This window comes from Mesorhizobium sp. M1088, from assembly GCF_040318575.1.
Taxonomy (GTDB): domain Bacteria; phylum Pseudomonadota; class Alphaproteobacteria; order Rhizobiales; family Rhizobiaceae; genus Mesorhizobium.
In genome coordinates, this window is sequence record NZ_JAMYMO010000008.1 from 161,627 (window position 1) to 179,444 (window position 17,818).

Genomic DNA, 17,818 nt, shown 5'->3' on the forward strand with positions numbered 1-17,818 from the left:
GTGTGAAGCAGAGGCTTGACCTCACAAAACGATGTAACCAGGCAATAAAGCCGGCAACATCGGACTGTTACAGACAAAGACTAATTCGCGGCTCTGCAAAAATTTCGTTTCGGGAGGCCGTTATGACCGGAACTGAGCTTTCGTCCGGCGTGCCGGACGTGGACCCGCTTTCTCATCGCGCCAGGATGGCGCTCAGGCGCGTCGTCATGGTCGCATGGCTGGCGATCGCGCTCGGCTTCGCCATGGAAGCTCTCATTCTGACCGTCAGATTTGCGGCAGGTGCCTACCCGGCGACGACGCAGGTTCTGATCGAACTGGCGCAAGGCGTGACCTGGTCGTTCTTCGTCTGCGCGGGCGTCAGCCTCGGCACGGCGCTCACCAAGGTGCGAGCCTCGCTCGGTGGCCTGATCGGTGCGATTTCGGCGCCACTGGCGATGGGCATCGCCAAAGGGACGCAAAAGGTTATGGTCAGCGCGCTGGACGCGGCGGCAAAGCCGGCCATCCTGTCGCTCACGACGCTCGGTGTGCTGCGGGCGATCGAATACGGGCTGCTCGGCTGGGCACTGGCGTCGCTGGCATCGAAGGAAGAACCGCGTCCGCTCCATTTCGCGCTGGCAGGCGCCCTGATAGGCGCGGTATTCGGCGGCGGCATCACGGTGCTGACCATCGAGACGGCCGCGGCGAACGACGCTGCTCTCGCAATGCCACAGGCGATCGCAACCGGCCTCAACGAGATCGTGTTCCCAATCGGTTGTTCACTGGTCGTCTACATTGCGCTGCAGGTCAGCCGTCACATGAAGTACGTCGCGGCCGAAGCCAAATAGATTTGGCACAGATAGATTTGGGCTTCTCCGCCCGACGAGAGTCAGACCGCTTCCGGCTGGCGTTCGATCAGCGTCAGCGTCAGCCAGCGCGCGGTCAGCGCCGGTTTTTTCGAGCCCTCGATCTCGATCGTCACGTCGTGCGCCGTCTGCACCCACCCCGACGGCCTGACCTTGACGTCGGCCAGCACGAAACGGGTGCGGATGCGCGAGCCGGTCTTCACCGGCGCCAGGAAGCGCAGCGAATCGAAGCCGTGATTGACGCCCATTTTGCTGTTTTCCAGCGGCGGCATGGTTTCGAAGGTCATCGCCGACAACAGCGAAAGCGACAGGAAGCCATGCGCGATGGTGCCGCCGAACGGCGTTTCGCGGCTGGCACGTTCCGGATCGCAATGGATGAACTGATGGTCGTCGGTGGCATCGGCGAACTGGTCGATCATGCGCTGGGTGACGACCCGCCATGGCGACACGCCGACTTCCTTGCCGACGTTGGCCAGAAGCACATCGAGACTGATCGGTTCCACGCTGATGTCCTCCATCTTCACCCCCGGCATTTCACTCGCCGGATGGCGTGCGTCTCATTCCTTGAACAATGTCAGCCCGTGTTGCACCGACTGCCCGCCATCGATCGGCAGGATGGCGCCGGTGACATAGCTGCCGGCCCGGCTGCACAAATAGAGCGTTGCGCCGGCAATGTCATCCGGTGCGCCGATGCGGCCGATCGGAACGTAGTTGCCGATATGTCTTGCCTGGTCCTCGGTGCCGGTGGCGAAGGCCGTCATCCGGCTCCGGAAAGGGCCAGGCGCAAAGGCGTTGACGGTGATGCGGCGGGCGGCGAACTCGATCGCCAGGATGCGCGTCAGATGGTGAACCGCGGCCTTCGAGGCCGAGTAGGAGTAGGCATCTTCGGCCAAAGGCTGCGTGCCCATCACCGATCCGAGGTTGATCACCCGGGCCGGGTCGGCATCGCTGGCGGCGGCCTCGAGCAGAGGCAGCAATTCGCGCGTCAGGTGGAAGACCGCGGTGACGTTGACGCCGAACACCTTGGCCCAGGCATGGTAGGGAAAGCTTTCCAGCGGCGCGCCCCAGGAGATGCCGGCATTGTTGACCAGGATATGCAGCCGCTCGGTCCGCGCCCTGACCTCGGCCACAAGCGCCGCAATGCCGGCCTCGCTGGAGACGTCGCCGGCAAAACCTTCCGCCCGGCCGGATGCGCCAAGTCCGTTCAACTCGCCGGCAACCTTGGCGCAGTCCTCGCCCTTGCGCGAGGCAATCATCACCGAGGCGCCAGCCATGACCAGAGCGGTCGCCGCCATGCGGCCGATGCCGGTCGCGGCGCCGGTGACCAGCGCTGTCTTGCGGGCGACTGAGAACAGCTCGTCCAGATAGCTCATCGTACCCTCCGCGCAGTTCACCGCGCTTTGGTTCAAGGAAGCGGCTTCACGTCGACAAGGCTAGCCGAACTTCGATCATGCTTGCCATGGGTAAAGTAGCTGGGGTGGGGCACGCTTAGCGGCTGAATGGTTAAGCCCGAAATGCAAGGTGGTGATTCGGCCGTGACATGGGTCGGATGAATGATGCGGCCGTGCCCGTTAGCGAGCACCTTGGTAAGCGGTTCATTTCGCACGTGAACCAGTCGTCATTACTCCTCCGCCCCAGCCGCAGGCGGGTCTTGAGGAGTTGGGAGGTGGCCGAGCAGTGGGGCGGGACTGATATTCGCAGTCGTGGACGGGGACTATGCTGTCGGGGGGAAAGCCATGGGTAAGAAACAACGCACCGTCCTGCTGACAGCGGTGGTTGCGACTGTCTTCGGCGTCCTTTTGCTGATCCTGATCCTGCAGATGATCAGTTTTCTAGTGGACTAGAGCGAAGCGAAAGGCGTGCCTTTCCGGAGGGGCTCTACCGCAGGCTTTCCAGTTCGCGGATGCGTTTGGCGCCGTCGGCTTCGAGCTGCCTTGTGACCGCGCCGATCAGCGCTTCGGCAACGACGAAAAGCGCGGCGGATGAGTCCCAGGCCGAAGGCACGGCGGTGCGCCCGGCGATGACATGGCGGGCGAAGCGGGCGATCGGCGACAGCCACTGGTCGGTAAACAGCACGATCTGCACGCCGCGCTGGTTGGCCGTCTCGGCGAAACGGACCAGGCTGTCCTGATAGCGCCTGATGTCGAAGATCACCAGCACGTCGCGCTTGCCCATGTCGATCAGTCGGTCGCGCCAGACGCTTTCCTGCCCGCCGAGGTGAAAAACGTTGGGCTGGATGATGGCGAGGTGGGCGGCCATGTAGCGCGCCAGCGGGTCGGTGAAGCGGCCGCCGATCAGGAATGTCTTGCCGCGCCGGTCGGCTAGCTTGGCGACGATGTCGGCAAGCTGTTTGTCCGAGAGATGCCGGAATGTCTCGCGCATGTTGTCGAGGGTCGCCTCCAGCATCGGCGACACGGCGCTGCTGCCCTGCGATGGCGGATTGAGCGTGCGCGAAGCCGGCGACTGCAATTGCGCCGCCAGCTCGTCTTGCAGCGCCGACTGGAATTCCGGATAGTTCTGGAAGCCGAGCCGGGCGACGAAACGCAGGATCGTCGGCGATGATACGCCGGCCGTAGCCGAGAATTCGGCGACTGTCTTCAGCCCGATCAGCGGATAGCTGGCGATCAGCGCTTGCGCTGCGCGCCGCTCGCCGGCCGGCATGGTGCCGATACGGTCGGAGATCAGTTCGGCAATGCTCGAAACCATGCTTTTTCCCCACCCTGGCCGTGCCGTTAGCGCATTATCGAAATCGCGTTTGACAAAGCCGGCCAAACTGTATGAAATCATCCGCAGGGACGCAATGAGGCAAAATACGTAACATACGATACAGCGCTCCCCGGGGACAGCAGACAATGGAGACAGCACGGCCCGCCAGCCTTGCATCGCCTGAAACCGTAAGGGTGACGAACCCCGGCGGATCAAGCCCTTTCGTGCTGACCTGCGACCACGCCTCCAATTTCCTGCCACCGGAATTCGGAACGCTCGGCCTTGCCGCCGAGGAACTTTCCCGCCACATCGCCTGGGATCCCGGCGCCTTGCCGGTGGCGCGCCGGATGGCCGAGGTGCTTGATGCGACGCTGGTCGAGACCTGCGTCTCGCGGCTCGTCATCGACTGCAACCGGCCGATCGACGCGCCGGACCTGATAGTGACGGTCAGCGCCAGCGAAAAAACCGTGATCCCGGCCAACCAGGGGCTTTCCGCCGACCAGCGGGAGGCGCGCATCGCTCTGGCGTGGCGGCCGTTTCACGAGAGGATCGCAACGGTCATCGACGAGCGCCTGGCGGCCGGGCGGGAGACCAGGCTGGTCTCGATCCATTCCTTCACGCCGGTATACAAGGGCAAGAGCCGGCCCTGGCACATAGGCATCATCCATGACGAGGATGGTCGGTTGGCGGCGCCGCTGATCGCGGCGCTGAAGCGGCTCGCCGGCGTAACGGTCGGCGTCAATGAACCCTATTCGCCGGCCGACCGCGTCTATTTCACACTGGAACGCCATGCCCGCTCGCGCGGGCTGGCCTGCGCAATGATTGAAATCCGCAACGACGAGATCGCCGGCGCAGCCGGGCAGCGGAAATGGGCGGATCTGCTCGCAGGTATTTTTCTCAATCTGGAGCCCGAAGCGGCCAAGGCCTCCAGACCAAGCGCCGTCGGAAAGTCAGTTCAATCGGCCAGCTAAGAAACCAAAAGGGGACTTTAAAATGGTAGCACCGGGTTACAGCGAAGTTGACAAGAAGGAGGACCTGAAAGTTCTCCACGGAATGGGCTATGCTCAGGAACTGTCGCGAAGCATGAGCCGCTTCTCGAATTTCGCGATCTCGTTCTCGATCATCTGCATCCTCTCAGGCGGCATCAATTCCTTCGCGCAAGCGACGTCGTCCATCGGTGGCGCCGGCGCTGGCATCGGCTGGATCGTCGGGTGCATGGTTTCGGGATTTTTCGCGCTCGCCATGGCCCAGATCGCCTCTGCATTTCCGACCGCCGGCGGCCTCTATCACTGGGCATCCATCCTAGGGAACCGTTTCACTGGCTGGCTCACCGCATGGCTCAATCTGCTCGGCCTGATCACCGTGCTCGGCGCCATCAACATCGGTACTGCTTTCTTCTTCGTCGGCACTTTCGGCGGAGCCTTCGGCATGACTGGCACGCCTGGTGAGATCGTCGGGTTTGTCGCCTTCATCACCGTGTTGCAGGCGCTGCTCAATCATTTCGGCATCAAATTGACGGCTATGTTGACGGACGCCTCCGGCTTCCTGATCCTGGCAACGACAGCCGTGCTGATCGTCGCCTGCCTGATGTTTGCTCCAGCGATCGACATCACGCGGCTGTGGACGTTCACGAACTATTCGGGTGATGCCGGCGGCGGTGTTTTCCCGCAGTCCGATTCCATGACGTATCTCTTCCTGCTCTGCCTGCTGCTGCCGGTGTACACCATCACTGGCTATGACGCGTCGGCGCATACTTCGGAAGAAACGTTGAGGGCGGCGCACTCGGTTCCGCGGGCAATCGTTTCGTCCGTAGTCTGGTCGTCGCTGATCGGCTGGGTGATGCTGTGCGCGATCGTACTGGCGATTCCGGATCTGGCGGCCGGCGCCAAGCAGGGCTGGAGCGTGTTCTTCGCCACGATGGACGCGATCTTGCCGGCGTGGCTGAAGACACTGCTCTATCTGGGCATCCTGATCGCGCAGTTCCTCTGCGGTCTGGCAACGGTCACCTCTGCCTCGCGCATGCTTTTCGCCTTCTCGCGTGACGGCGGCATGCCGGTCGGCTCGGCCTCGCTAGCCAAGGTCAGCCCGACCTGGCGCACGCCGGTCAATGCGATTTGGACGGCTGCTGTGCTCGAGGTAATCTATGTCTTTCTTGCCCAGTTCATCTCGGTCGGCGGCACGAACATCTATACCATCGTCGTCAATTCGACATTGGTGTTCCTGTTTCTGTCCTTCATCATTCCGATCGTGCTCGGCATGATGGCTTTCGGAACGGAAAAATGGCCGAACCCCGGCCCATGGAACCTCGGCGCCGGCCTGTTCAAGCTGTTTTGCATCCTGTCGGTCATCGGCATGGCGATCATCTTCTACATCGCCATCCAGCCGCCGAACGACAAAGTGCTCTATATCACCTTGGGCTTCATTGTGCTGACCGCCGTGCTTTGGTTCGGTTTCGAGAACCGCCGCTTCCAGGGTCCGCCCATCGGCGACCAGATCGCAAAGCGCCAGGCGGCGATCAAGGCAGCCGAGATAGCTGTCGGCGAGGCCGGCGCCTGACGCTCTCTGATGAGCATGGCCGGCATCGTGCCGGCCATGGGTTTCCGTTTCCTTTTCAAAGTGACAAGCCCGAAACGACAAGCGCTGGAGTGCCAAAGGAATGGCCGGAAATTTCTCGTTCGATCAGTTGAAGCAAGCGGTCTCCGGCGGCGAGGTCGACACGGTGCTGGCCTGCATCGTCGACATGCAGGGGCGGCTCGCGGGAAAGCGGTTCCTGGCCCGCTATTTCGTCGATTCCGCGCATGACGAGACGCATGGCTGCAACTATCTCTTGGCCGCAGACATCGATATGGAACCGGTGCCCGGCTACAAGGCGGCGAGCTGGTCGAAGGGTTATGGCGATTTCGTCATGAAGCCGGACCTTGCGACGCTGCGGCGCGTTCCGTGGCTGGAGAAGACGGCGCTGGTGATCTGCGACGTGCTCGACCACCATACCCATGATGACCTGGCGCATTCGCCGCGCGCCATGCTGAAGAAGCAGGTCAAGCGGCTGCAGGATCGCGGCTATATCGGCTATTTCGCTTCCGAGCTCGAATTCTATCTGTTCAGCGAAACCTACGATTCCGCCCGCAAGAAGCACTGGCAGGGCCTCGAGACGGCATCGCCCTATATCGGCGACTACCAGATCGGCATCACCACCAAGGAAGAAGGCGTGATGCGCCGGCTGCGCAACGAGATGGAGGCGGCCGGCATCCCGATCGAGAATTCGAAGGGCGAGTGGGGGCCAGGCCAGGAGGAGATCAATGTCCGCTACGCCGAGGCGCTCGACATGGCCGACCGCCACGTCATCCTGAAGAACGGCGCCAAGGAAATCGCCGAGTCCGAAGGCAAGGCGATCTCGTTCATGGCCAAGTACAATTACGGGCTCGCCGGCAATTCCAGCCACATCCATAATTCGCTGTGGAGCGCCGACGGGAAGACGCCGTTGTTCTACGACAAAAATGCCGAGTGGACGCTGTCGACGCTCGGCCAGCAATGGGCGGCCGGGCAGCTCAAATATGCCAAGGAATTCACCTGGTTCCTCGCGCCCTACATCAACTCTTACAAGCGCTTCCAGGCCGGCACCTTTGCGCCGACCAAGATCATGTGGAGCGAGGACAACCGCACCGCCGGTTTCCGTCTTTGCGGCGAGGGCACCAAGGGCATCCGCATGGAATGCCGCATCGGCGGCGCCGATTTGAACCCCTATCTGGCTTTCGCCGCGCTGATCGCGGCCGGGCTTGCAGGCATCGATGAAAAGCTTGAACTGCAGAAGCCCTTCGTCGGTGATGCCTACCAGGCCTCGCAGCTGCCTGAAATTCCAAAGACATTGCGCGACGCCACCGCGACGCTGGCGGAATCGAAAATGCTGAGGCAAGCGCTCGGCGACGATGTGCTGGAACATTACGTCCACACGGCACACTGGGAACAGTTCGAGTACGACCGCCGGATTACGGACTGGGAACTGCACAGGGGGTTCGAGCGGTATTGAATAATCTGGCAACGTTGGCGCCGCTCCTCACCCTCAGCCTCTCCCGTGAAGAACGGGGGAGAGGCGGCCCGGCGCTGAGCTTGTCCCTTCTCCCCGTCAGTATACGGGAAAAGGTGCCGGCAGGCGGATGAGGGGCGGCGCTAACCAACGACATTATTGTAGAATGCGAGGACCCAAGGCATGACCGAAACGGTCAAGATGAAATCCCCCGTCGACGGTTCGATCTATGCCGAACGGCCTCTTGCCACCGACCAGGCGATCGGTGCCGCGGTCGAACGTGCCAAGGCGGCGCAGGAGAAGTGGGCTGAGACGCCGGTCATCGAGCGCGGCAAATACATGCTTGCCATGCTGGAAGCGCTGGTCGCCATGACCGACGAGATCGTGCCGGAGATCGCCTGGCAGATGGGCCGGCCGGTGCGCTATGGCGGCGAGTTCGGCGGCGTCAGGGAACGCGTCAGCTACATGGTCGAGATCGCCGAGGCGGCCCTGAAGCCGGTCATGGCCTCCAATCCGAAGGACGGCTTTCGCCGCTATGTGAAGAAGGTGCCACTCGGCGTCGTCATGGTGATCGCGCCGTGGAACTATCCCTATCTCACCGCCGTCAACACCATCGTGCCGGCGCTGATGGCGGGCAGCGCTGTCATCCTCAAGCATGCGGCACAGACATTGTTGGTCGGCGAGCGGTTTCAGCAGGCGTTTGATAAGGCCGGCCTGCCCAAGGGCCTGTTCCAGAACCTCGTCCTGAACCACGCGCAGACCGAAAGGCTGCTCGGCTCCGGCAAGATCGACCATGTCAACTTCACCGGCTCGGTCGCCGGCGGCCGCGCCATCGAGAAGGCGGCGGCGGGCACCTTCATGACGCTCGGCCTCGAACTCGGCGGCAAGGATCCGGCCTATGTGCTGCCGGACGCAAAGATGGACCATGCCGTTGCCAATCTGGTCGACGGCGCTTTCTACAATTCCGGCCAGTGCTGCTGCGGCATCGAGCGCGTCTATGTGCATGAGACGGTCTACGATGAATTCGTCGAGGGCTTCATTGCCGAGACCAGGAACTACGTCGTCGGCAATCCGCTCGACCAGGCGACCACCATGGGGCCGATGGCGCAGGCGCGCTTCGCCGACCTGATCCGCGAGCAGAAGGCCGAGGCGTTGCGCAAGGGCGCCAAGGCGCACATCGATATGAAGGTGGCCAACGACAGGCAAGGTTCGCCCTATCTGGCGCCGGAAGTGCTGACCCAGGTCGACCACCAGATGAGCGTCATGCGCGAGGAAAGCTTTGGCCCGATCGTCGGCATCATGAAGGTGCGCAACGACGAGGAGGCGATCGCGCTGATGAACGACAGCCCCTATGGGCTGACGGCCTCGATCTGGACGCGCGACATTGAGCATGCGGCGGCGATCGGCGATCGTGTCGAGACCGGCACCGTGTTCATGAACCGCTGCGACTATCTCGACCCGGCGCTGGTCTGGACCGGCGTCAAGGACACCGGCAAGGGCGCGGCACTGTCGGCCATCGGCTACGACAATCTGACCAGGCCGAAATCATACCATCTGCGCGAGGTGATCTAAGGTGGCGATCGACAGGCATGCGATCGCTGTTGAGGGGGAGTAATGGCGGATACACAACAATCGGCGCTGCCAGATGGTGAGGGTCCCGAGGGTATCGGCGGATGGCTTGTCCTGCCGATGCTCGGGTTGATGCTCACGCCGATACTGGGGTTGGTACAACTGCACAATACCGACTATCTCGGCTTCGACTGGCAGGCCTTCAGTTTTTCTCAAGGTGCGCTGCTCGTTGCCGAACTGGTGACAGCAGGCGTTCTAAGCCTTACAGCCCCGGTCCTGTTATTGTTCTTCATGTTCAAGCGCTGGGAGATATTCCCGGGCTGGTACATGATTTGGGCAGTCGCGATGCCGGTATATGCCATCCTCGACCCATGGGCCGCGCATCTGGTTTTTCGCGAGAGCTTTCCAACCTTGGCTGATGCGTTCGACAGCGAAACGATGCGCGGAATTTACCGTTCCGTCTGGGCCGTAGCCATCTGGATTCCGTACATGATGCGGTCAGACCGTGTGGCCAATACCTTTGTGAATTGACGACATCCGAGAGCACGAAAGCAGTCAAGAAGGTCGAAATGACAAAACTCGTTTCCAAATGGAATTACCCGACGACCGTCCGCTTCGGCGCCGGACGCATCAAGGAGCTGCCGGAGGTGCTGGCGGCGACCGGCATCAAGCGGCCGCTGTTCGTCACCGATCCGGGACTGGCCAGGCTGCCGGTGGTGGCCTCGACGCTGAAGATCCTCGACGACGCCACGGTGCCCTATGGCGTATTTTCCGAGGTCAAGCCGAACCCGGTGGATTCCAACCTGACCGCCGGCATTGCCGTGTTCAAGAAGGGCAAGCATGACGGCGTCATTGCCTTTGGCGGCGGCTCGGCGCTCGACCTCGGCAAGCTGATCGCCTTCCAGGCCGGGCAGACACGGCCGGTCTGGGATTTCGAGGACGTCGGCGACTGGTGGACACGCGCCGATGCCGATGCGATCGCGCCGATCATCGCCGTGCCGACCACCGCCGGCACCGGCTCGGAAGTCGGCCGCGCCGGCGTCATCACCAATGAAGCGACCCATACCAAGAAGGTCATCTTCCATCCAAAGCTCTTGCCGGCGATCGTCATTGCCGATCCGGAGCTGTCGGTCGGGATGCCGGGCTTCATCACCGCCGGCACCGGCATGGATGCGCTCGCTCACTGTCTCGAAGCCTATTGCGCGCCGGGCTATCACCCAATGGCCGACGGCATCGCCGTGGAAGGCATAAGGCTGGTCTTCGAAAACCTGCCGAAAGCCTATGCCAACGGCAAGGATCTGGTCGCCCGCGCCAACATGATGAGCGCCGCTGCCATGGGAGCGGCCGCCTTCCAGAAAGGGCTTGGAGCGATTCATTCGCTGTCGCATCCGATCGGCGCGCTCTACGATAGCCACCACGGCATGACCAACGCCGTGTTCATGCCCTACGTGCTGGCCTTCAACCGCGAGGCGATCGAGCCGCGCATCGCCCGGCTTGCCGCCTATTGCGGCATCAAGGGCGGCTTCGACGGTTTTGCCAAGGCGATCATCAAGCTGCGCAAGGAGCTCAAGGTGCCGCATGCGCTGCCCGGCCTGATCAAGGGGCTCGACATGGACAAGAAGCGTAAGGGCCTGATTGCCGACATGGCGGTGGTCGATCCGACCGCCGGCGGCAACCCGGTCAAGCTGACCAAGAAGGCGGCGCTGACGCTGCTCGAAAACGCCATCGCCGGCACCGTCTGAGACAATTTTCGCATCGGAAATCGACTTGAGAAAAGAGGCAAAGGAAAGGGGGAAAGATGAAAGGCAGGATCGAAACTAGTTAGCCGGAAAAAGAATCGCGAAGCGATTGCTACAGCCGGTTAAAAAGAGTTTACTTTTTCATACTGCGGGGCATCGCTTTCACAAAGCTTTCATCTGGCTGTCACACGAAAACGATACCGCATCGCAGGCGTCCAACGGCGTCAGTTCAACGGAGAGAACACATGTTCAAATTCACGGGAAAACTGCTTTCCCTTTCGGCCGTCGCCCTGATGGCGACCTCTGCCATCTCGTCGGCCCAGTCCATGGATGAACTGGTCGCCGCAGCCAAAGCTGAAGGCCAGCTCACCACCATCGCGCTGCCGCATGACTGGTGCGGCTACGGCGCGGTCATCGACGGCTTCAAGGCAAAATATCCGGGGATCACCGTCAACGAGCTCAACCCCGATGCCGGCTCCGGCGACGAGGTCGAGGCGATCAAGGCCAACAAGGACAACAAGGGCCCGCAAGCGCCCGACGTCATCGACGTCGGCCTGAGCTTCGGCCCGACCGCCAAGAAGGATGGCCTGATCCAGGCTTATAAAGTATCAACCTGGGACTCGATCCCGGACAGCGCCAAGGATGCCGAAGGCTTTTGGACCGGCGACTATTACGGCGTGCTTTCGTTTCTGGTGAACAAGGACCTGGTCAAGGAAGCGCCGGCCGACTGGGCCGACTTGCTGAAGCCGGAATTCGCCAATACCGTGGCGCTCGCCGGCGACCCGCGTGCTTCGAACCAGGCCATCCAGGCAGTCTATGCCGCCGGGCTTTCCGGCGGTGCGGCTGCCGGCGAAGCCGCCGGCACGGCTGGTCTCGACTTCTTCAAGAAGCTCAACGCCGCCGGCAATTTCGTGCCGGTCATCGGCAAGCCCGCGACGCTTGCTCAAGGCCAGACGCCAATCCTGGTAACCTGGGATTACAACGCGCTTGCCGGCCGTGATACGCTGAAGGGCAATCCGCCGGTCGACGTCGTCGTGCCGAAGACCGGTGTCGTCGCCGGCGTCTATGTTCAGGCGATCAGCGCCTATGCGCCGCACCCGAATGCTGCCAAGCTGTGGCTGGAATATCTCTATTCCGACGAAGGCCAGGTCGGCTGGCTGAAGGGCTATTGTCACCCGATCCGCTTCAACGACCTCGCCAAGAATGGCAAGCTCCCGGCTGACGTGATGGCCAAGCTGCCGCCGGCCGAGTCCTATGCAGCCGCGGTGTTCCCGACGCTCGACGAGCAGGGCAAGGCCAAGGAAGCCATCACCAAGAACTGGGATGCCGTCGTCGGCGCCAACGTCAAGTAAGACTTGAGATCAGCCGGGCGGCTTAGATGGCCGCCCGGCATACCTCCAGGACGGTAGCCGGCGCATGACCGATATCTCGTTGTCCGATCACGCTGTTGCCGGGAAGACCGCGCCTCCTGCCGACGCCCGCAGCATGCGGCTGCCGACGCAATGGCTTGGCGTTGCGCCTTTCTTCATCTTCGCCATCATGTTCCTGATCCTGCCGACGCTCTATCTGATGCTGGGCGCATTCCGGAACGATGCCGGCGAATTCACTTTCGAAAACATAGCGGCCTTGGCGCAGCCGTCGATCGTTGCCGCCTACTGGATCTCAATCAAGGTCAGCCTCGCCTCGTCGCTGATCGGTGCTTTCGCGGGACTTGCCATTGCCATCGCCATCGTGCGCGGCGGGCTGCCGGAGTGGATACGCTCGGCGACACTGACCTTTTCCGGCGTGGCCTCCAATTTTGCCGGCGTGCCGCTGGCCTTCGCCTTTCTCGCGACGCTCGGCCGGCTCGGGCTCGCCACGGTGCTGCTCAACGTCTTGGTCGGCTTCAACATTTATGCCCATGGTTTCAACATCCTGTCGTTCTGGGGCCTGACGCTGACCTATGTCTATTTCCAGATCCCGCTGATGGTGGTGATCATCGTGCCGGCGATCGATGGGCTGAAGAAGGAATGGGGCGAAGCGGCGGCAACGCTTGGCGCGACCCAGGCGCAGTTCTGGCGCATGGTCGTCATTCCGGTGATCTGGCCAAGTTTCCTCGGCACCGTCATCCTCTTGTTCGCCAACGCCTTCGGTGCCATCGCCACCGCTTACGCTCTGACCGGCTCCTCGCTTAACATCGTCCCTATCCTGCTCTACGCGCAGATCCGCGGTGACGTGCTGCACAATGCCCATCTCGGCTACGCCATCGCCTTTGGCATGATCGTCATCACTGGGCTGGCCAATGTCTTCTACATCTGGTTCCGGACGCGCTCTGAGAGGTGGCTCAAATGAAGTCCGGCAGATTCTGGGCCTGGATCGTCTTCGCGCTGGGCGCGGCCTATTTCTTCATTCCGCTGATCGCGACCGTGGAATTCTCCATGCGCATGCGGCGCGGCGCGTATTCCTTCGATGCCTATCAGGTCGTGCTCGGCGATCCCCGCTTCCAGGCGACCTTCATCTATTCGGTGGTCGCCGCCATCTTCACCATCGTCCTTGGCGTGCTGGTGGTTGTGCCGGCGGCGTACTGGATTCGTCTGCGGCTGCCGCAGATCAGGCCCGTCGTCGAGTTCATCACGCTGCTGCCGCTGGTCATTCCGGCCATCGTTATCGTCTTCGGCTACATCAGAATGTACGGGTCGAACTCACCGCTGCCGTTCCTGGCCAGCGAGACAGGAGCCAATGCCTTGCTGGTCATCGGTTATGCGACACTGGCGCTGCCCTATATGTATCGTGCCGTCGACACCGGGCTTCGCACAATCGACGTACGGACACTGACCGAGGCGGCGCAGATCCTCGGCGCCGGCTGGGGCACGATCATCACTCGGGTCATCCTGCCCAACGTGCTGATCGCGGTGCTGTCGGGCGCCTTCCTGACCTTCGCCATCGTCATCGGCGAATTCACCATGGCCAGCCTGCTCAACCGGCCTGCTTTCGGACCCTATCTGCAGAACGTCGGCGCCAATCGCGCCTATGAGCCGGCGGCGCTTGCCATCATCGCCTTTGCCATTACCTGGGGCTGCATGTCGCTGATCCAGATCCTGTCGCGCTTCGCTCCGCGATCGGCGAACAGCCCGAACTGATCGAAAAGCCGAAAGAAAAAGCCATGGCCGAGCCATTCCTCTCAATCCAGCAGGTGCGAAAATCCTTCGGCGCCGCCATTGTGGTGCAGGATTTCAACCTCGACGTCGAGCCGGGCGAATTCGTCTCCTTCCTTGGCCCGTCGGGCTGCGGCAAGACGACGGTGCTGCGCATGGTCGCCGGTTTCGAGGAGCCATCCGCCGGCAAGATTGTCGTGGCCGGCAAGGACGTCACCCGGCTCAAGCCCAACCAGCGCAACATCGGCATGGTGTTCCAGGCCTATGCGCTGTTTCCGAACCTCACCGTGGCGCAGAATATCGGCTTCGGGCTGAAGGTCGCCGGTATGCCGAAGGCCGATGCCGACAGGCGCGTTGCCGAGATGCTCGACATCATCAAGCTGCCGCAGATGGGCGACCGCTATCCCTACCAACTGTCCGGCGGCCAGCAGCAGCGCATCGCGCTGGCGCGGGCGATTGCGCCCAAGCCGAAACTGCTGCTGCTCGACGAGCCGCTGTCGGCGCTCGATGCCAAGGTGCGCGTGTCGCTGCGCGAGGAAATCCGCTCGATCCAGAAGAAGCTCGGCATCACCACCATCTTCGTCACCCACGACCAGGAAGAGGCGCTGTCGATCTCCGACCGCATCGCCGTCATGTATGGCGGCAAGGCCGAGCAGGTCGGCACGCCGTTCGAGATCTACAACCGGCCGGCAACCAAATTCGTCGCCAATTTCGTCGGCACGCTGAACGTGCTCGAAGGCACGGTCACCGACGCCGCTTCGGGCAAGGTGCGCGTCAACTCGCAAGAGGTCTCGCTCAAGGGCAAGCTCAACGGCTCGAAATCCGGCGACACGCTGTCGCTGGCGTTGCGGCCCGAGGCGATCTCGCTCGGCCGACACCCCGGTCGCGATTCCAGCCTTTGGGGCGAAATCGCCGAGGTGCATTTCCTCGGCTCGGTCATCCGGGTTCGCGTCGGCATCGGCGGCAGCACGGTCTCGCTCGACACGTTCAACAGTCCGGCCACACCGCCGCCGGCCGTCGGCGAAAAGGCCGAGATTTCGTTCTCGTCGGGCGACATGCTGGTGCTGCATTAGGAGAAGAGTGAATAGTGAACAGTGAATAGTAAGAATGCGCTTTACGCGCCGAAATTCCTCTGCACGCAGCCATTCACCATTCACCATTCACCATTCACCATTCACCAGCAGCCAAAGCCGTCGTCGTTTTTGCAGTGCCAATCGCCCGGCTTCACCGCTACGATAAGGCATGGCGCTTTTTGAACTCACCCTTGTCCTGCTTCTCATCGCGGTCGCCCTGACCGCGTTGTCGCGGCGTCTGCAGATTCCCTATCCGTCATTGCTGGCGCTGGCCGGCGCCGGCATCGCCTTCCTGCCGTTTGCCCCGACCATCGAGATCGACCCGGGGCTGGCGCTCGCTCTGTTCATCGCGCCGGTTCTGCTCGACGCGGCCTATGACACGTCGCTGCGCGATCTCAACCGCTACAAGGTTTCGCTCATCCTGCTGGCGCTTGGCGCCGTCATCTTCACCACCGTGACGGTCGCGCTGGTCGGCTGGACGATGGCAGGCTTGCCCATCGCCGCCGCCATAGCGCTCGGCGCGATCGTAGCGCCGCCCGATGCGGTGGCGGCGGCGGCCGTGCTCGGACAGTTCAAGGTGCCGCACCGCATCACCGCCATCCTGGAAGGCGAGAGCCTTCTCAACGACGCCACGGCGCTGCTGATCTACAGGATGTCGGTTTCCGCAGCCGCCGGCACCATCCTGTTGAGCAGTGCCGTTCCAATGATCCTGCTGTCGACGGTCGGCAGCCTTGCCGCAGGCTATGTGCTCGGCCGGTTGTCTCTCGCCATACTCGGCCGCATCGACGACCCGGCGAGCGGCACCGTGGTGCAATTCGCCTCAACCTTCGGCGTCTGGATCCTGGCCGACAGGATAGGGCTTTCCGCCATCATCACGATCGTCGTCTACGCCATGACGATCGCACGTACATCGCCGCGCCGCATGCCGGCAAGGAATCGTGTCAGTTCCTACTCGGTCTGGGAGACGGCGGTGTTCGTGCTCAACGTGCTGGCCTTCGTTCTGATGGGCCTGCAAGCGCGGTCCATCGTCGGCCGACTTGCCGAGCAAGGACAAAGCGAGGCGTTCGTCTTTGCCCTGGCTGTGCTGGCCGTCGTCATCGTATCGCGGCTCGTCTGGGTTCTGGGCTGCGGCGCGATCCTCAGAGCGCTGGCACGTCTGGGCGACGAGGACAGGCGGAAGGACGCACCGACATTCCGCGGCGGCGTGCTCATCGGCTGGTGCGGCATGCGCGGCCTGGTGACGCTTGCGGCAGCCTTCGCCTTGCCGGCCGACTTTCCGGGCCGTGATCCGATCGTGCTCGCCGCTTTCACGGTCGTGCTCGGCACATTGGTGCTGCAAGGCGTCAGCCTGAAACCGTTGCTGCTTCTGCTCAATCTCGACCTCGACCGGACGGTCGACCGGGAGGTGGCGCAGGCGCGCGTCGCCATCATGCAGGCGGCGCTGGACGTGCTCAGCGGCAAGACATCGAGCGCGGCCGGGGCGGTGCGAGAGCAATATGCCGCCCAGCGCGCCATCGCCGAAAACCCCGAGGATGCCCAGGCGGCGACCGAGTATGACAGATTGCGTCTCTACGCCATCAAGAGCCAGCGCGATGCGCTGGAGCGTTTGCGCATCGACGGAACGATCGGCGACGAAGCCTACCACCGCCTTGAGGAAGAAATCGACTGGTCGGAACTGGCAGCATCCCCGCCCGGTCGGTTCCAGCCGCTGACCACTTAGCATCTGGCCCAAGCTCCCTCCGCCCGGCTGCACATTGCAAGGCTGTCAGCGAACGGCTACTGCCAGCAGGAAACTGAGCCGGATAAGCAATGAAGCTGGTCAGCTATAACATCCAGTACGGCTTCGGCAGCGATGGCCGCTACGACCTGGCGCGTTGTGCCAAGGTCGTGGCCGGCGCCGACATCATCGCCTTGCAGGAGGTGGAACGGCACTGGTTGCGCAGCAACGAGGACGACCAGCCGGAACTTCTTTCGCAATTTCTGCCCGACCACCATTGGGTCTACGGGCCGGCCTTCGACATGGATGCCAGCCACCGGCGTGAAGGCCGCATCGTCAACCGGCGGCGGCAATTCGGCACCATGGTTCTGTCGAAGCTTCCGATCGTCTGGTCGCGGCTGCATACGCTGCCGCTCAGGCGCACGCTGCGGCCGCTCAACACCCGCAATGCCGCACTCGAATGCATGATCCGCACCCCTGCCGGTCCGGTGCGGGTGCTGTCGTTGCATCTGGCGCATATCGCGGCCGAGGAGCGGCTGGAGCAGATCGACTATTTGCTCGCCGAGCATCGCCGCGCGCCGTCCGAGGGCGGCCCATGGAGCGGCGCCGACGACGAGCCGGCGCGCAACTGGAGCAATGGCGAACAGGAGCCAGAAAACCCCGTAGCGGCGATCTGGTTGGGCGACTTCAACATGGAGCCGGATAGCGCCGAGTACCGGCGCATTGTCGGCAGCGCGCCCTATCATCGCGGTGCCGCCTATCTCGACGGTTTTGTCGATGTCGCCGCCGTCGCAATGGAACCGACAGCGGATTTCCACACCCATGTGAAGACTATCGATGGCAGGCTGGCAAAGCGCCGGCTCGACCATTGCTTCGTCGGCGGCATGTTTGCCGGGCGCGTGCGCTCGGTCAGCGCCGATATCGGCCAAATCGCTTCCGACCATTTTCCGCTCTGGGTCGATATCGACCTGGAGACGCCGATCGTCATCGGGACGGGCGGCGGATGAACCGCCG

General features: G+C 62.6%; 16 protein-coding genes. 13 read left to right on the top strand and 3 right to left on the bottom strand.

Annotation, left to right across the window (positions count from 1 at the left end):
* Window positions 1–122: 122 nt before the first annotated feature.
* On the top strand, window positions 123–824 hold the full coding sequence (locus NKH49_RS13125) for a hypothetical protein (protein ID WP_352469493.1): 702 nt from the start codon (window positions 123–125) through the stop codon (window positions 822–824).
* Between the two features lie 41 nt (window positions 825–865).
* On the opposite strand, the gene NKH49_RS13130 is transcribed toward NKH49_RS13125, so the two are convergent.
* From NKH49_RS13130 to NKH49_RS13140, 3 genes are all read right to left on the bottom strand, one after another.
* On the bottom strand, window positions 866–1,360 hold the full coding sequence (locus tag NKH49_RS13130; protein ID WP_031211357.1) for a MaoC family dehydratase: 495 nt from the start codon (window positions 1,358–1,360) through the stop codon (window positions 866–868).
* A 39-nt stretch (window positions 1,361–1,399) separates the two neighbouring features.
* The gene (locus NKH49_RS13135) at window positions 1,400–2,215 is read right to left on the bottom strand and encodes an SDR family oxidoreductase (RefSeq protein ID WP_352612950.1); all 816 of its coding nucleotides are present in this window, start codon (window positions 2,213–2,215) and stop codon (window positions 1,400–1,402) included.
* Window positions 2,216–2,720: 505 nt separating this feature from the next.
* Window positions 2,721–3,548, bottom strand: coding sequence for a MurR/RpiR family transcriptional regulator (locus NKH49_RS13140; RefSeq protein WP_352469495.1), 828 nt, complete (start codon window positions 3,546–3,548; stop codon window positions 2,721–2,723).
* A 146-nt stretch (window positions 3,549–3,694) separates the two neighbouring features.
* On the opposite strand from NKH49_RS13140, the gene NKH49_RS13145 reads away from it, so the two are divergent.
* The 12 genes from NKH49_RS13145 to NKH49_RS13200 all read left to right on the top strand — a co-directional run bounded on the left by NKH49_RS13145 (window position 3,695) and on the right by NKH49_RS13200 (window position 17,811).
* Window positions 3,695–4,519 carry an N-formylglutamate amidohydrolase gene (locus NKH49_RS13145; protein WP_352612948.1) on the top strand — a complete coding sequence of 275 codons (825 nt, stop codon included), beginning with the start codon at window positions 3,695–3,697 and terminating at the stop codon, window positions 4,517–4,519.
* A gap of 22 nt (window positions 4,520–4,541) precedes the next feature.
* Window positions 4,542–6,104, top strand: a complete 1,563-nt coding sequence (locus tag NKH49_RS13150; protein WP_352612946.1) for an amino acid permease — start codon at window positions 4,542–4,544, stop codon at window positions 6,102–6,104.
* A 100-nt stretch (window positions 6,105–6,204) separates the two neighbouring features.
* Window positions 6,205–7,575: a glutamine synthetase family protein gene (locus NKH49_RS13155; protein ID WP_352612944.1), complete on the top strand. Its 1,371-nt coding sequence runs from the start codon at window positions 6,205–6,207 to the stop codon at window positions 7,573–7,575.
* A gap of 180 nt (window positions 7,576–7,755) precedes the next feature.
* A complete protein-coding gene (locus NKH49_RS13160; protein ID WP_352612942.1) occupies window positions 7,756–9,144 on the top strand; it encodes an aldehyde dehydrogenase family protein in 1,389 nt (462 codons plus the stop codon).
* 42 nt (window positions 9,145–9,186) lie between these two features.
* A complete protein-coding gene (locus tag NKH49_RS13165) occupies window positions 9,187–9,672 on the top strand; it encodes a DUF2569 domain-containing protein (protein WP_352612941.1) in 486 nt (161 codons plus the stop codon).
* Window positions 9,673–9,710: 38 nt separating this feature from the next.
* Window positions 9,711–10,883 (top strand): iron-containing alcohol dehydrogenase, encoded by a 1,173-nt coding sequence (locus NKH49_RS13170; RefSeq protein WP_352612939.1) that lies wholly within the window; start codon window positions 9,711–9,713, stop codon window positions 10,881–10,883.
* Window positions 10,884–11,125: 242 nt separating this feature from the next.
* Window positions 11,126–12,232 carry an ABC transporter substrate-binding protein gene (locus tag NKH49_RS13175; protein WP_352539376.1) on the top strand — a complete coding sequence of 369 codons (1,107 nt, stop codon included), beginning with the start codon at window positions 11,126–11,128 and terminating at the stop codon, window positions 12,230–12,232.
* A gap of 64 nt (window positions 12,233–12,296) precedes the next feature.
* Window positions 12,297–13,211: an ABC transporter permease gene (locus tag NKH49_RS13180; RefSeq protein ID WP_023675356.1), complete on the top strand. Its 915-nt coding sequence runs from the start codon at window positions 12,297–12,299 to the stop codon at window positions 13,209–13,211.
* Window positions 13,208–13,999, top strand: a complete 792-nt coding sequence (locus NKH49_RS13185) for an ABC transporter permease (RefSeq protein WP_352539375.1) — start codon at window positions 13,208–13,210, stop codon at window positions 13,997–13,999. Before NKH49_RS13180 ends, NKH49_RS13185 begins: the two co-directional genes overlap by 4 nt.
* 23 nt (window positions 14,000–14,022) lie before the next feature.
* Complete coding sequence (locus NKH49_RS13190; protein WP_352612935.1) at window positions 14,023–15,087, top strand: ABC transporter ATP-binding protein; 1,065 nt, start codon at window positions 14,023–14,025, stop codon at window positions 15,085–15,087.
* Between the two features lie 169 nt (window positions 15,088–15,256).
* The gene (locus NKH49_RS13195; protein WP_352539373.1) at window positions 15,257–16,807 is read left to right on the top strand and encodes a cation:proton antiporter; all 1,551 of its coding nucleotides are present in this window, start codon (window positions 15,257–15,259) and stop codon (window positions 16,805–16,807) included.
* 89 nt (window positions 16,808–16,896) lie between these two features.
* Window positions 16,897–17,811, top strand: coding sequence for an endonuclease/exonuclease/phosphatase family protein (locus NKH49_RS13200; protein ID WP_352926280.1), 915 nt, complete (start codon window positions 16,897–16,899; stop codon window positions 17,809–17,811).
* Window positions 17,812–17,818: the final 7 nt, after the last annotated feature.